15 protein-coding genes are annotated in these 13,295 nt (G+C 48.9%); 3 read left to right on the top strand and 12 right to left on the bottom strand.

Annotated features, from left to right (window positions below; all coding sequences use genetic code 11):
* Positions 1–16: 16 nt before the first annotated feature.
* Complete coding sequence (locus JSU04_11875; GenBank protein ID MBS1971001.1) at positions 17–1,039, bottom strand: hypothetical protein; 1,023 nt, start codon at positions 1,037–1,039, stop codon at positions 17–19.
* 220 nt (positions 1,040–1,259) lie between these two features.
* Positions 1,260–2,321: a prolipoprotein diacylglyceryl transferase gene (lgt, locus tag JSU04_11880; protein MBS1971002.1), complete on the bottom strand. Its 1,062-nt coding sequence runs from the start codon at positions 2,319–2,321 to the stop codon at positions 1,260–1,262.
* A gap of 121 nt (positions 2,322–2,442) precedes the next feature.
* On the opposite strand from lgt, the gene JSU04_11885 reads away from it, so the two are divergent.
* Positions 2,443–3,174 (top strand): hypothetical protein, encoded by a 732-nt coding sequence (locus JSU04_11885; GenBank protein MBS1971003.1) that lies wholly within the window; start codon positions 2,443–2,445, stop codon positions 3,172–3,174.
* Here the strand turns inward: JSU04_11885 and JSU04_11890 are convergent.
* From JSU04_11890 to JSU04_11910, 5 genes are all read right to left on the bottom strand, one after another.
* Positions 3,171–4,118, bottom strand: a complete 948-nt coding sequence (locus JSU04_11890) for a hypothetical protein (GenBank protein MBS1971004.1) — start codon at positions 4,116–4,118, stop codon at positions 3,171–3,173. The two genes, JSU04_11885 and JSU04_11890, sit on opposite strands and share 4 nt — an antisense overlap.
* 3 nt (positions 4,119–4,121) lie before the next feature.
* A complete protein-coding gene (locus JSU04_11895; GenBank protein MBS1971005.1) occupies positions 4,122–4,682 on the bottom strand; it encodes a LemA family protein in 561 nt (186 codons plus the stop codon).
* Between the two features lie 87 nt (positions 4,683–4,769).
* Positions 4,770–5,333, bottom strand: coding sequence for a hypothetical protein (locus JSU04_11900; GenBank protein MBS1971006.1), 564 nt, complete (start codon positions 5,331–5,333; stop codon positions 4,770–4,772).
* Positions 5,330–6,379, bottom strand: a complete 1,050-nt coding sequence (locus tag JSU04_11905) for a hypothetical protein (protein MBS1971007.1) — start codon at positions 6,377–6,379, stop codon at positions 5,330–5,332. Before JSU04_11905 ends, JSU04_11900 begins: the two co-directional genes overlap by 4 nt.
* Positions 6,376–7,221 carry a hypothetical protein gene (locus JSU04_11910; GenBank protein MBS1971008.1) on the bottom strand — a complete coding sequence of 282 codons (846 nt, stop codon included), beginning with the start codon at positions 7,219–7,221 and terminating at the stop codon, positions 6,376–6,378. The genes JSU04_11905 and JSU04_11910 overlap by 4 nt, the downstream gene beginning before the upstream one ends.
* 201 nt (positions 7,222–7,422) lie before the next feature.
* On the opposite strand from JSU04_11910, the gene JSU04_11915 reads away from it, so the two are divergent.
* The gene (locus tag JSU04_11915; protein MBS1971009.1) at positions 7,423–8,043 is read left to right on the top strand and encodes a response regulator; all 621 of its coding nucleotides are present in this window, start codon (positions 7,423–7,425) and stop codon (positions 8,041–8,043) included.
* 28 nt (positions 8,044–8,071) lie between these two features.
* Here JSU04_11915 and JSU04_11920 read toward each other — a convergent pair whose 3' ends face one another.
* Entirely contained in the window at positions 8,072–8,557 is a 486-nt protein-coding gene (locus JSU04_11920; GenBank protein MBS1971010.1) for a hypothetical protein, read from the bottom strand.
* A 196-nt stretch (positions 8,558–8,753) separates the two neighbouring features.
* Between JSU04_11920 and JSU04_11925 the strand changes: the two genes are divergently transcribed.
* On the top strand, positions 8,754–9,749 hold the full coding sequence (locus JSU04_11925; protein MBS1971011.1) for a tetratricopeptide repeat protein: 996 nt from the start codon (positions 8,754–8,756) through the stop codon (positions 9,747–9,749).
* A gap of 153 nt (positions 9,750–9,902) precedes the next feature.
* On the opposite strand, the gene JSU04_11930 is transcribed toward JSU04_11925, so the two are convergent.
* The 4 genes from JSU04_11930 to JSU04_11945 all read right to left on the bottom strand — a co-directional run bounded on the left by JSU04_11930 (position 9,903) and on the right by JSU04_11945 (position 13,250).
* A complete protein-coding gene (locus tag JSU04_11930) occupies positions 9,903–10,646 on the bottom strand; it encodes a hypothetical protein (protein MBS1971012.1) in 744 nt (247 codons plus the stop codon).
* A 128-nt stretch (positions 10,647–10,774) separates the two neighbouring features.
* Positions 10,775–11,338 (bottom strand): hypothetical protein, encoded by a 564-nt coding sequence (locus JSU04_11935; protein ID MBS1971013.1) that lies wholly within the window; start codon positions 11,336–11,338, stop codon positions 10,775–10,777.
* Positions 11,339–11,394: 56 nt separating this feature from the next.
* Positions 11,395–12,609, bottom strand: coding sequence for a methyltransferase domain-containing protein (locus JSU04_11940; protein MBS1971014.1), 1,215 nt, complete (start codon positions 12,607–12,609; stop codon positions 11,395–11,397).
* Positions 12,603–13,250 carry a hypothetical protein gene (locus JSU04_11945; protein ID MBS1971015.1) on the bottom strand — a complete coding sequence of 216 codons (648 nt, stop codon included), beginning with the start codon at positions 13,248–13,250 and terminating at the stop codon, positions 12,603–12,605. The genes JSU04_11940 and JSU04_11945 overlap by 7 nt, the downstream gene beginning before the upstream one ends.
* Between the last annotated feature and the right edge of the window lie 45 nt (positions 13,251–13,295).

Genomic DNA, 13,295 nt, shown 5'->3' on the forward strand with positions numbered 1-13,295 from the left:
TCCCCCAACCCTCTTCCTAGAAACAACGATGCAAGCTGACGTTAGAAACGGCGCCTGTTGTTGAAGTGTAAGTTGCAGTTCCGCAACCCGTAAACGTTAATGTTTCCGTTTTACCAACAAGTGCGCTACCCAATACTGTGGGGCTCACGTTGCTGCCGGCTGCAAACGAAGTCGTGATTGTGCCTGACACCGGCAAGCAGCAAACATCTTCATGCACAACATTCGAGAATGTTGAAGTTCCCACTACACGCACACGGTTGTGGTACACAGTGACCTGACCACTCACTGTGCGCGAAGAAGCACCGTTACCTTCTGTCACTGACAAACTCCCCGTCACAGAGTGATCAAACACGCCTGTTACATAGGTGCGATGGCCAAGTGTAATGCCGGTTCTTGCTCCGCTTGAGTTGAAACTCACTGCTGCACCATAACCGCCGTTTTGAATTGTGTTGATAGTTTGACCGTCAAAGTTGCTTAAGTTACTTGACGTGTTGTCGATCACACCCGACCAGTTATCTGCAATGACCGTCACAGAGCCCGGAGTATTAGAGCCAGAGGCTGAAACAAATTGTCTATAGAGAGTGCCGCTCGCGGGTGGAGTCGGAAAACTTCCGCAGGTCGCTGCGCCCGAAGATTTGGTAATTTTCTGAACACCCGTCCAAGTTGCATAGCCTTGGAAAGTGCAGCCTGAGTATGTCAGCCACATGCTGCTGCCACTTGCAGAACAGCCTGTTCCAGTCGTTGCAAAAGTTGGACAAAGGCTCGAAGCCATCGCTTGAGCAGGCTCAACCGCTTTTGCCACCATCATCCAGAAACCATGCACGGGATCTTGCTCGCGCATTTTATAGATCGCCAAAGAGCCATTGGCACTTGTACCACTCAATGCTCCACCCACAGCACTTGCTGCGGCACCTGATGCAGACTCATCCGCCGATGAAGACGAAATGTCGTCTCCCGCCTTCTTACCGCAAGCAGTAAGAACCAATGCGACCACTAAGATGCCCATGACTGATTTCGTATTCATTGATTTCAAGTTCATAAATCCATCCTTCGTATTCAAAAGCCTTTGTATCGGCCACATAAAAAGGATCTCACGGAACTCTATTTTGATCAATATTGTGATCATTTATAAAATTGAAAATGGAGTTAATTCAGTAATTTCATATAGATATATATGATATAAATTATATCAAAATAAGAATTTATACTTTATTGTGATCAATTTGCGAATCGATTTTAAGGACCGGGGACGGCCCCTTTTACTTGCGACCCAAACGAATGCTGTGACCTTGGCGCCAGCCTGGGATATTGAGCGAATTCGATCTCATCCACAGGAACATCATGCTCACACCGATCCCGAACATGCCGATGCTGAGCCACTGCCCCCGCGTGAGGCCCAACCACTGATAACCAATTTGAATATCTGGCATACGGAAGTACTCATCACCAATTCTGACGAGCGCATACAAAATAATAAACGAAGCGGCGATAAAGCCCGGCTTGCGACCCTTTCTCCACAGGAAAAAGAGGATCAAAAACATCAATAAGCCCTCGCCTGCCGCCGCAAAAAGCTGTGACGGATAACGAGCCGTCAACAACGGCGCCAGAGCCTCTTTCACACCGCTATTGCCTTTTTGCACTTCAAGCACGATTTTTTGCAAAGTTTCATAGACCTGAGCCTTCGACAAAGTGTCGAGCTGGAACTTTTCAAGCATCCCGAGCCACTGATCGGGAGTCACATTCACCTTCTCCGTCACATCTGTCAGGGTTTTAAGCTTATCAAAGTCTGTACTTGGCCAGTTCAAAATATCCTGGGGAAACTTCACCGCCAGCGGATAGCCCTCGGGAGCCGGACGCCCCACAAGTTCGCCATTGATGAAGTTGGCGATACGTCCGAAAAATACGCCGATGGGTCCTGACACAGATACGAGATCTAGCAAATACAGGAAATTCACACCATAACGGCGCGCAAACAAAATACACGCAACCACGATTCCGATCATGCCACCGTGGCTGGCCATGCCGCCTTCGTTCACGGCGAAGACTCCCCAGAATGGGAAATCGCCTTTGAATTTTAAAAACAAATCCGGCGCATAGAAAAGCACATAGCCCAAACGGCCGCCGACCAGAGTGCCGATCGCAACGTAAGTGATAAAATCACCGACCATGTTTGGGTTGAGACCCGCACGCTGACGATACGTCAACCAACGAATCAGCAAGTACGCGCAGATAAAGCCAAGCATGTACGATAATCCATACCAACGAATACCGAAATTTTCGGAAAACTGTATAGCAAATGGATTCAAATCATGGATGTACATACAACCCCAGTCTCAATCTTGGACGAACAGATAAAATCTTAGACCTAACTCCCCCCAAAGAGCAAAATTAAAAATGGAGGATTTTATGAAACGTTTCAACCACATCCTCATTTTGATACTGCTGGCTTTTGCTTCCACGACCTTCGCGGCCGGATCCAGCGGTGGAGGCGGCGGCGGCAATAGCGGCGATTTCCTGCAAAGGGCCGAACGGCGCCAGTCTCAGCGCTGGACCCTGCAAGAATGGCTCGCGCAAAAAGACCGCAACAACATGATGGACATGTGGCTTTCCATGAATTCGCCATCTCCCTACGAATTGATGCTTGGCATCTCATACAATAGCTACAGCCAGGAAAGCTCAGCGGCGGCAGGAACAACGAACAAGTACACCTCTTACCAGGGCACTTTTTCTGCCTATGCCCAGTTTGTGGGACTCACCGCGGAGTACGAGAACAACACTCAAGAGGGCTTTAACGACCTGAGCGGCCTTTTCAACCTGCGCCTGCTCGGAAGCTCCATCCAGGGCTCTTATCTGACCTTACACTATGGAATGCGGACACATACACAAACAAACCCTCAGGTGGCTCTCCGCCAACAATTTGCCCAGGCCAGTTTACAAATGTATGTGATCAAGCAATTTGGTTTTGATGGGCTCTATCGCTACTACATGCCCGTGACCGATGACACCCTTGGCGAGGTTAAAGGAAATTTGACCGAAGCCGGCGCGTTCATCGACTTTAAAAATTTCCGCGTGTTTGGGACTTGGTACAAAGAGGTTCAGAATTCAAACTTGAGTAGCACCATCACCGACAACACCCGCACCGGCATCCGCAGCGGGCTGAAGATCTTCTTCTAAAGGCCGATCTGCTTAAAGAAAATAAATAAACCGGCTCCGACAAGCGCGAGGCCACCCCAAATCCCTGCCATCGAAATAAAGGCTGCGCGCTTCACTAAATAACCTTGATATATATCAGCAAGAATCAGTCCATGCTCGGATTCAGCCGTGATTTTGCCGCTGACTTTGACGGACTGAACTCCGCCAATACGTAAGAACGCATTTGCAGCAGCTGAATAGCCGTTGATAAGTTCATCTTCTGAAAGTTTGCCGTCGCGATTGGTGTCAAACATCACCCGCTGATAAGCCTGTGAGTTCATTTTCTTGAGCTGCCCCGAATACGAAGCAATATCGCCGACAGCCACTGCGTGAGTTTGATCGGCACTGGTACGAAACTCGCCACGCACATACACCGGACCGCCAGCTAAAAGCTTCGCCTCGATCACGCGCACATTGCCGCCAGTGAACGAGTTCCAAAAGCCGGTGCCACCATTAAAGTAGCGAGCCGCCATCGGAGCCGCCGCCGCAAGAAACTCCATTTGGACAGAGGACATTTTATTGCGAGGAATTGTGCGCTCCGTGATCTCGAGCTGAGCATTCTCAGGATGCACGAGGCATGCGCCGCTTTCATCAAGCACCAGAACCTCATCCGAGGTCGCATAACTATACACTGTATGCCATGACGAGCTCTTACCGCTGCGACGGTACTCTTGCACTCGAATACTCCAAAAACAAACAGGACGGCCATCCAGACATTTACGTGCAATCGTCGGCCAAGCCTGCCCTTCGACTTCGACAAGACCTTGCGGAGCCGAAGAGATTTTACTGCGAGCAGTGTCTTCGACTTTTCGCTTGGTCAGAAACTTCTTAAGGCCAAACGCGACACTCATGCCCCCAAAGAGCATCAAGGTCAACGCGACCTTAAAAACCTCTTGTTGATCTCGTGCCGCTTCGACGAAGTTCACAGATTATCCAATGTTCATTTTTAAAGACGGACGTGTTGTTTCAGACGCCGGCGGATGATACATCGGCTTTTCCGTATAGCCGAGCATGTTTGCAAAGAACATATCCGGAATCTGGGCGATGCGCGTGTTAAAATTCGTCACCGTTTCATTGAAGAACTCGCGGCGATCGGCAATCAAACCCTCGAGCTCAGACACGCGGCTTTGCAATTGCACGAAAGACTGATTGGCTTTCAGATCAGGATAAGCTTCACCCAAGGCAACGATCCCTTTCAGGGCCATCGACATTTCATTCGATGCCGCGATTTTCGAATCGATAGAATTTGCCGCCGAATAGTGATTACGGGCTTCGATCACTTTCTTCAAAGTATTTTGCTCATACGACGCATACTGCTCGATCACTTCGATGAGCTGCGGGATTTCGTCAAAGCGTTGTTTGAGAATGACTTCGATATTGGCCCACGCGCGGTCCATTTGATTCTTTTGGCTGACGAGCCCGTTGTAGACGGAAACCCCCATAAAAAGAATGACGAGCACGACGATTCCGGCAAAAACTGCTGCGAACATAGGTGGTCCCCCTTGGCCTAAACTAAATCGGCGGAATTCACCCAAAACTGTATGATTTTCGAGAGCGAAATCTCAATCTGAGATGCTCTAAAAAGCGTATGAGAACGCGATCACAGCATTGGTGCCCGCAAGGAAATTCAGGACACCACGTACGTTACGGTCTTGCTCGTGAGAAGCGCTGTAAAGGTTCGCTACGGCGATGAGAGAGTGCGTGGCAACCTTGATCCAACGGGCTCTGTGGCGCTCTTCTTTCTCCTTCTCGAGGAATCTTTGAAGCAACTCTGCCTTCTGACCTGAAGTGAGATGCGCCCCTTCAACAGCATAGAAGAACGAATTGTACTCGTTACCGTTCCAGTAATTAGTCGCACCATAACCGATGGCTGCCACTCCCACCGACTGAGCGATGGCATAAATCCCGCGGCTGAAAGAATCCTCAGAGTTGTAATAGCCGGCGACACCACCAATCGTCGCAATGGCACCGCTAATCATGTAGCTCATGCCGCGAATGCGGTCTTCTTCTTGGCGCTCTTTCATGTAAGTCTGAAAGGAGTTCCATTGCACAGGCCCCCCGTAGTCGGAATCCGCATCATCGGCGCGGGCCGCCGTCACTACCAAGAACATCATCATGAAAATCAGCAAAAGCTTTTTCATATGATGAACCCCAGCTCAAGATAAACGGTCTGCAACTGGTCTTGTTCGCCTAAGAGATTTTCATACTTCTTACGCCAGTAAGTCAGGCCGCCGTTCCAGTCATCGTAGTGCAAAACAAAACCCAGCGAGTATTCGCGATCGGAATAGCTCGCAAGTCCCTGCATCGCTCCGAGCTTATAGGAGAAACCCAAGTGCGGCAGATCTTTGAATTCTTCGGTATAAGAATTCACGCGCAAATTCAGACCGAGTTCTAACTCTCCGTAAGCCACTGGCGGGCGAACCGAACCCGCAAAGTTCCAATCAGGGCTCGCCGGGATCTCATCAAATTTTTTATCAACGAAGCCTGAATTCTTGATCGTCAGTCCCAGTTGCGGCTTCCAGCTCTTGTCGGCGAATTCGTAGAGTAAACCCGGCTCGAGATAAAGGGCGCGCTGATTCTTGGTTTCAAAATACTGCGAACCCCCTGATGCCAGAGCATCGGTCAAAGTGAATTCGCTTAAAATAAACCTGCGATCCACGCCGCGAAGCTGTACACCCCAGAACCAGTTGTCTTTGCCATTTTCGCCGGCGAAGCTTGCCACTTGTGCTGAGAGTGTCTGCTCTTGCCCCGTGTAGAGAGTCACCACCGGCAATGCGGAGTTACGGATCAAAGCATAGTAATAAAGACGATAAGGAGCAAACTGCACACCCCAGGTTTCACGCAGGTAACTTGCTTGAATATTAGCTTCAGCTTCCGCACTGGCTTTTTGGCTAAAGAGCTTTTCAACAGTTGCGGGATCTCCAGAGCCATCCAGCAGCTTCGTCACTTCATGCACATAGGAAACATTATTGCCGAAAAAAAACTGCGTTTGGAAATGACTGCGGCGTTCTTTTGCCGTGAACGCGGGATTGCAAGGCAGTCCCTCGATGAGCGCATCCATCCCGAAACAAGCATAGCTCAAAGTGCGGCTGGTAAAATCCGAATTCCCCAAAGCAATCGAGCGCGGCACCTCAAAGGCTCGCGCTTGTACACTCAGCAGAACTAAAAGCAACGCTAGGATTTTCATGGCCGGCACATCCGTTTTTTGCGGAGCTCGTCCACCGCTTGTTGGGTGAACCCATAAACAGCCTGCACAATATTGCGGGCCCCCTCGAGATCCTTACGTTCATCCGGATAAGCAATAATCAAATCATCCAGGGTTTCAGTCAGATGATACGTGATCGGATTAAGCCAATTCAGAATTTTCTCAAAATCAAATTTGCAAAGCACTTCAATATGGCCCGCCAGAAGTTCTGCAATCGCCGCATTGAACTGATCCCATAAACCTTGCGAAGCTGTAATATAGGACTTAAAAAGAATCAGATTTAAAATCGCGCGGTACAAGCGCCCACCTGGAGTTTGCACCGTCTTCAGAGTTTCAGCCGCGATCTGCACATCCGCCAGCGCGGCTCCCGTCACAACCGGAATCGCATCGACGCGGTCTTTGTAACGCTCCCACACCGACAACGCATTGACGATGCCGCCGAGAGCATTTAAGTCACGTGGGTCGATATCGCCTTTTGCTTGTTTTGCAATTTTCTGCAGGCTTTCAATGGTGGCATTTGTCGGAATGGAATCTGGCGGGACCAACGGCGCATCAAAGCCGATCACAAATCCCCAGTAGTTCTCGACGCGAATTCCCCCGCGGGCGGCGTAGGCTGACGCCAAGGCAACCTTCACTGAAGGGCGCTGATCTTCCAGCGCAAGCTTTTGCAGCTCGCGGATCGCGCCATCGTAGTCGCCTTTATCAATAAGCTGGTAATTGGCATCCAAAGGATCGCGATCAGGCTCGGTTTTGTCTCTTTGACAACCCCCGGACACAAGCAGAACTGTAAGGACCCCAAGGGCCAATTTCATATACTTTTTCATGGCTTCGAACTTCAAAAACAAAGCAAACCCAGGGCCAACTGAGGGCTGTTTAAGAACGCGACGGAAACCGGGGGCTTGTAAGGAGTATAGGACCGATCAATCTTTAATCACTCTGAGACAAGACCGTAAAGATAAATTGATTGCGGTAGAGTCCAGTTATAACCGAAAAGAAGAGCAAGGAGCAACGGTGTGGGATCATCCATGAAGGGCTTATTAATTAACGATAATGAGAAGCCAACGATCGCTTTTTGTGATGATGAAAAAGACATCACGGAAGTGTACGCCGCTATTTTGTCGGAGCACTATAAAGTGCTGACCTTCAACCAGCCGGAAGAGCTTCTGAAATTCCTCGAGTTCCACGAAGAGTGCCCTTTCGAAGTCCTCATCACGGATTTGAAAATGCCAAAGATGAGTGGCTTGCAATTGATCGAACGAGCTCATCAAAAGGGTTTCCAATTTCCATCCATTTTACTCTCAGGCTATCTCGACAAAAAGAACCTGATGACAGCCGTCGGTTGCGGCGTCATGCGCGTCCTAGAAAAGCCGGCAGAGATTCCGCAGATTCTGGCGTGCATCGATGAGCTGATGACAGAAAACCGCATCCTCAAAACTCGTCGCCAAATGCGCGACATCATGGCAAAACTGCGTGAGTCTTACTCTCACATCCGTTTACTCTTGGGCGATGAACTGCAAAACTACACCATCGATCCGCAATCCAATATGGAGACGCTGCTCGAGTCCCTCGAGAGCCGTTTGGATGAGCTGCTTGCGGTAGAAAAGCAGCTCAAAGAAAAAAGCGACAATATCAAGAAGGCTCTTTAGAACCGAAGTCCTGCGAGTCCTCCCCTGCTTATAGGCTATCACAATCCAACGATTTAACGATTTCAGTGATGCGCTTACCCGTCACCTTGAAAAGCTGATCTGGAGTTCCTACGAGAAGCTTGCCATTTTGGATCGCGACCACTTTTTGAGAGGACTTCACCGGCACGGTTTTCATTTCAACTTTTTTGGCGTTAATCTCAGCAATTGCCGCGCATGCCTTTTCATCAGCCGCAAAAGGAATGTATTCACCGGGTTTTAACTTAGAAGTCGTCGTCAGTAAAAGAGGCCCGTTAATGACCGCTCCATTAATATAACCATTCGCATCGTCAATGAGGCCCCCACTCACCATATAGATGCTGCCAGTTTTAACCTCGGAAGAGCCGACAAAAGTGAACTCATAGCGATTACTCTCTTCCGCATAAATAGATTGCAAATGCGTGATGGAAGGAAACATCTCGGCCTGAACGGCCGTCGCAGCGAAGGTCAAAATAGAAATCATAAATAGTTTTTTCATAAGATCTCCTAAATATGCCGAGATACTATTCAAAATTTAAGCCACTCCTAAAAGTCTCTAAATCCTCCGCCGTTCCACAACTGACAACTCCCTACTCATTTATGAGCGAAGAATGTTATCCGCGTTGCTCCAGGCAACGTCGAGTCCTGCTCGGAGGCTTCTTGCCCACCCCCTTATTCCTCTCTAAAATAAATCCATGTTCAAAAAAATCTCTGCCCTGCTTTTACTTGTGCTCGTGATTTTCCTTATCGGTCTTTTTATTTCACGATCTCAATCGGAAGTTTCTACGACTTTTGTTTCTCCGACGGTGAGCGCTTTTCGTCAGACTCTGACCAAAGAAAAGTCTACGACGACGGCACCGAATCCAGCGCCAACAATGCCAATGATCGGAGAAAACCTCCCCGAAGAAGATTGCTGGAATAAGCTCAGTGCTCAAGTGCAAGAAGGCGAATTCGTCCGTCAAAACCGCGAAGCTTGGCAAAGTCTTGTCGGCGAGTGGTATTACGGTCCGGACGGCGATGCTCTGAATACCCCAGAGACCTCTGCACCTGGAATGTTCATGCAAGCGCTCCTCTTTTCAGGCCAACTCTATGGGCAGCTCCTCTATGAGTCACAAGAGGAACGCGCCCTCGATCTTTTTGAAAAAGTTTATGCTTTGGATCCCGGCAACTCTGCGCCGCTGATTTACGCGGCAATGATCGAGAGTAAAAGAGGCAACGAAGCCGAAGCGCAAAGACTGTTCGCCATGGCTCAAAATTCGAATAGATTTGATACTTATATTATGACCGTCTCGAAAAGCATCTTCAGCCAGGTACGAAGCTCCTCGGATCTGATCCAGGCCTATGCTTTTTGGTCGCATCTACCTGGACCTGACTATGCCGCAATCACAAAATATTTAAAAGCCCGCGACTCTCGAATCTTTGCCGAGCAGATGACTCGGGCCGGACTGGATGAAAAAAATGTCCTCGCAGATATAGATTGGTTTGCCCTCGAATATGCGGTGGGGTTCGCTATTGAAAACAAGCTTAACCCAAACAATAAGCTTCCCAATTACAAAGAAATCGTCGAAAAGAAAAATCAACAAAGCCCTTTTTCAAACGAGAAAATGCTCGCCGCCCTAAAGAAGAAATGCGACCTCTCCTCCCTCGACGAATTTACAAACGAATTTCGCGCTTACATGAATAAGAAGTAACCAGAGCGCAGATTGGCCGAAGTTTTTTATGTTCGGAGCAAATTTGAAGTGAAGGAAGTGCCAGGCCTTCCTTGAAATCCCTGCTTCGACCACATAAAAAAACCCGGGACAATGCCCGGGTTTTCGAATTCACAACAGGAATCAGTTAAAAAACTATTCCAAGTGCTTCATTGTGTTGTCGCCACCAACATAGAAAGTCTCAGCTTGTTCTACGTGGCTCATAACAGTCTTGATGTTCCATTTCATCAACATTTGCATACCAGCAACTGGATCTTCTTTAGTACCCATGTTGAATACGCTAGGAACTTCTGCGTTTGCAGTGATGTTGAAACCCCAAGAAACGTTCAAGTCAGCTGGAGCGATCGTCGCGTTAGTAAGGAACTTACCGTGACCGTTCAAGTTACCACCAGCAGTGAAAGTCACGCGGTAAGCGAAATCAACGACGTTCATGCCGTAAGCATTTTCGTATTGTACGCGGTAAACTTTAGATTGAGGAATTTGCCAACCAGCCAAATCAGACCAGCATTGCAAACCTGCAGGAAGTGCATTTGCAGTGTAAGTAGTGATGTTAACAACCGGACGACCAGTCTCAACAAGAGCCCATACTTTTTTACCGAGATTCACGATTTTATCGAGAATGATATTTGCTTGATCGATTGGATCCAAGCTGATGCCAGGAACTGTATTGTCGAATGGCTTCACGTTGTTTGGTGCTTGGTTCGCGTTGCAGTCTTCATAAAGACCCGCTTGTGCCAACTGGTGATTTTTAGCAGCGTACTGCTCAGTCACGTCAGTCATTTTTACTTTTGCAAGAGTGTAGTATTTTGCATCTTTGTCAGCAGCTTGTGCATTCAATGCCAAAGCAGAAACAAAAACCAGTGAAAGAATTTTTGTCATTAGCGCCCCCTAGGTTTGGTTTAGTTGGCGCTGTTCTAACAGGGGCCTTGTTAATTTCAAACTTTTTTTAGTTTTTTAATTATGATGCCTTGTATTAGAACGGCTTATACGTCCGAAACCCGGACAGACTAAGGCTTCCAAGTCATACTGAACATAGGGAAAATCCACGTCTTTGTGGCATCGTTGTTTGATTCCACATTGCTGACGGTCTTTTGGGAGTAATTCGCCCCATAGTAGTTCAGGCTCACACCCATGTAAAATTTTTCACCTAGTGGGATTTGCGCCGCAAACTGGGCAAGGTAACTGGTGCCTTCCCATTTCTCATCGGTCGCTCCTGTGGCGCCATAAGTCCCCTTGGCAAGGTAACCGTACGCCAAGGTCATGCTGAACATTCCTGAGCGGTCGATATTCCAACGAACCGCAGGCCCCATATCCATCGAGGAATACGTCGTCGTCGTTGAGCCCTGAACTGAGGTTTGCGAAATCCCGTAAACCGTCCACCCGACATTCCACGCTTTGCGACTGTCCAGGTTGAAAAGGACATCGGTATTATAAAACGTCGATGTATTACTATTATCCGTCGTCTTGTGAAGAGTGTCGCCGCTGTAGGCAAAGCCCAAATCAAACTGCATATCAGCCAACGCCGAAACGGAAAACAGACAGCAGAATAAGAAAAATAAAATCCTTTTCATCTGCAATCTTTATCGGAGTGCGTGACTGATTTTAAGACAGGACCTGGGCCTAGAACTTAGGCCTTACGCTCAAGACTTGCTCCGTAGAATCCGTCGAAACCTTGCTTTTGTGGTGCAAGGTGAATTTCCTCGGCCAACTTCCAGTCTTGGCCATGCTTCGCGAGGAACGCCTGAACCTGACGCTCGTTCTCAGCCGGCATCACGCTACATGTGGCATAGACCATCATTCCGCCCGGCTTCACCATGCGGGAGTAGTTTTCTAAGATCTCAGCCTGAAGTTTCTGCAGGCGCTGCACTTCCGTCAGCGACAATTTCCATTTCGTATCCGGATTGCGGCGAAGAACCCCCAGCCCTGAGCAAGGGACATCGAGCAAGAGACGATCTGCTTTACCCACGAAGCTTTCAAGCGCCTCGGGAGATATCGGCTGCGTGCTCACCACCTTCACGCCGTTACGTTCAGCACGTTCCAAAAGCTTACTGAGCTTGCCTTCATTCACGTCCATCGCCACCAAGCGGCCGCGGTTTTTCATGAGCGCCGCCAAGTGCAGAGTTTTTCCTCCGCCACCGGCGCAAGCATCAATCACGGTTGTATTTGATTCCGGTTTTAAAAGTGGCGCCACCATTTGCGAGGCCGCATCTTGAACTTCAAAAAGTCCCTGTTTGAAAGCTTCCGTCGTCGCAAGATTTTTTCTCTCCGCCAAGCGCAAAGCTGTCGGCAATCCATCCACTTCAACGACGTGCACGTTTTCAATTTGCAATTTACGAATCAGCTCTTCGCGAGTGGCACGAAGAGTGTTCACACGCAAGAAAACTTCCGCGGGCTGGTTCAGAGATTTAAGCATCGCATCCCACTCTGGTCCGACCTGCTCCCGACCATAATCATACAACCACTGAGGAACGGATTCGCGGATCGCCACTGGATATTCTCGGCGGCGGCGCTCTTCAAAACCTGCTCTATCAAAGGACTTGAGCTCCGCCCATTCAGGAATTTCATGGTAGGTTTTCAAGCACCAGGCGGCCCAGATTTGCCAAACGTGATCGCGCGTGATTTCTATCTCTGTCGGATCAAAACCGGCGAGCACACCAAAATAGCGCCACCAGCGAACGATCTCGTAAGTGCTTTCAGCGACAAAGCGGCGATCGCGGGCGCCCCACTTTTTTTGAGATTTGAAAGCACACTCAAGCACCTTATCGGCGTGAAGGGACGTCGTGAAGATTTCCTCCACGATGTGAACGATATTATCTACGAGATGACGATGTAACTTTAGAATGTGAAAACCGCTCCTGCCGAGAGGAAGGTGCCATTAAATTGGCCCTGGTCCCATAACTGCAGGTGGTTTTTTAGACCAGACTCAATGAAAAATCCAGCATTCTCGAAGACATCGAAAAATCTCGCCCCCGCGATCAGCTGATAATCCAACGACAATGAGGCTTCATGATCGGTCTGACGGAAGAACACGCCCGGGCCGATACCGAAACCGAAATAGAGCGGAAACTTCGAAGCCGCATCCGGAAAAGTAATGAGTGGCAAGATCGACATCTTCAAAGGCTTCTGCTCGCCCTCGCCATCGACTTTGTATTGAATGAAATCAATGCGCAAATTGAGGTCCATGGAGTTATGCCATTCACCGATGCGGTAAGTGAGGCCCGCCGTGAAGTCCCCCACATCCGTTTGTTTATTCGGAGTGCCCCACTCGTAAGAAGTGGAGCTCATCATTTTGCCATAGTGAATGGCTAAGTAATGGGCACTATCGCTGCCGGAAGTGCTCTTCGTCGCTGGCGCGTTGTTGGTTTCTTCCTCTTCGCTCGCATCGGGACTGCGCTTTTCGAAGTATTTGGCTGCCGCACCACGGCCTACGCGAGGCGCCTCGTCAGCATGGGAAAAAGACTGGAACCCTAGGAAAACAATCAGAAAAGGAAGAAGTTGTTTCATACTTTTATGATATGCAAAGTCTCG

The sequence above is a fragment of the Bdellovibrionales bacterium genome (genome assembly GCA_018266295.1).
In the GTDB taxonomy this organism is placed as follows: domain Bacteria; phylum Bdellovibrionota; class Bdellovibrionia; order Bdellovibrionales; family Bdellovibrionaceae; genus JACMRP01.

Bases quoted from the DNA above. Each gene is read 5' to 3' on its own strand.
- JSU04_11905 (MBS1971007.1), bottom strand. From the start codon at position 6,379: ATGAAAATCCTAGCGTTGCTTTTAGTTCTGCTGAGTGTACAAGCGCGA.
- JSU04_11875 (MBS1971001.1), bottom strand. From the start codon at position 1,039: ATGAACTTGAAATCAATGAATACGAAATCAGTCATGGGCATCTTAGTG.
- JSU04_11930 (MBS1971012.1), bottom strand. From the start codon at position 10,646: ATGACAAAAATTCTTTCACTGGTTTTTGTTTCTGCTTTGGCATTGAAT.
- JSU04_11925 (MBS1971011.1), top strand. From the start codon at position 8,754: ATGTTCAAAAAAATCTCTGCCCTGCTTTTACTTGTGCTCGTGATTTTC.
- JSU04_11920 (MBS1971010.1), bottom strand. From the start codon at position 8,557: ATGAAAAAACTATTTATGATTTCTATTTTGACCTTCGCTGCGACGGCC.
- JSU04_11910 (MBS1971008.1), bottom strand. From the start codon at position 7,221: ATGAAAAAGTATATGAAATTGGCCCTTGGGGTCCTTACAGTTCTGCTT.
- JSU04_11915 (MBS1971009.1), top strand. From the start codon at position 7,423: ATGAAGGGCTTATTAATTAACGATAATGAGAAGCCAACGATCGCTTTT.
- JSU04_11895 (MBS1971005.1), bottom strand. From the start codon at position 4,682: ATGTTCGCAGCAGTTTTTGCCGGAATCGTCGTGCTCGTCATTCTTTTT.
- JSU04_11900 (MBS1971006.1), bottom strand. From the start codon at position 5,333: ATGAAAAAGCTTTTGCTGATTTTCATGATGATGTTCTTGGTAGTGACG.
- lgt (MBS1971002.1), bottom strand. From the start codon at position 2,321: ATGTACATCCATGATTTGAATCCATTTGCTATACAGTTTTCCGAAAAT.
- JSU04_11935 (MBS1971013.1), bottom strand. From the start codon at position 11,338: ATGAAAAGGATTTTATTTTTCTTATTCTGCTGTCTGTTTTCCGTTTCG.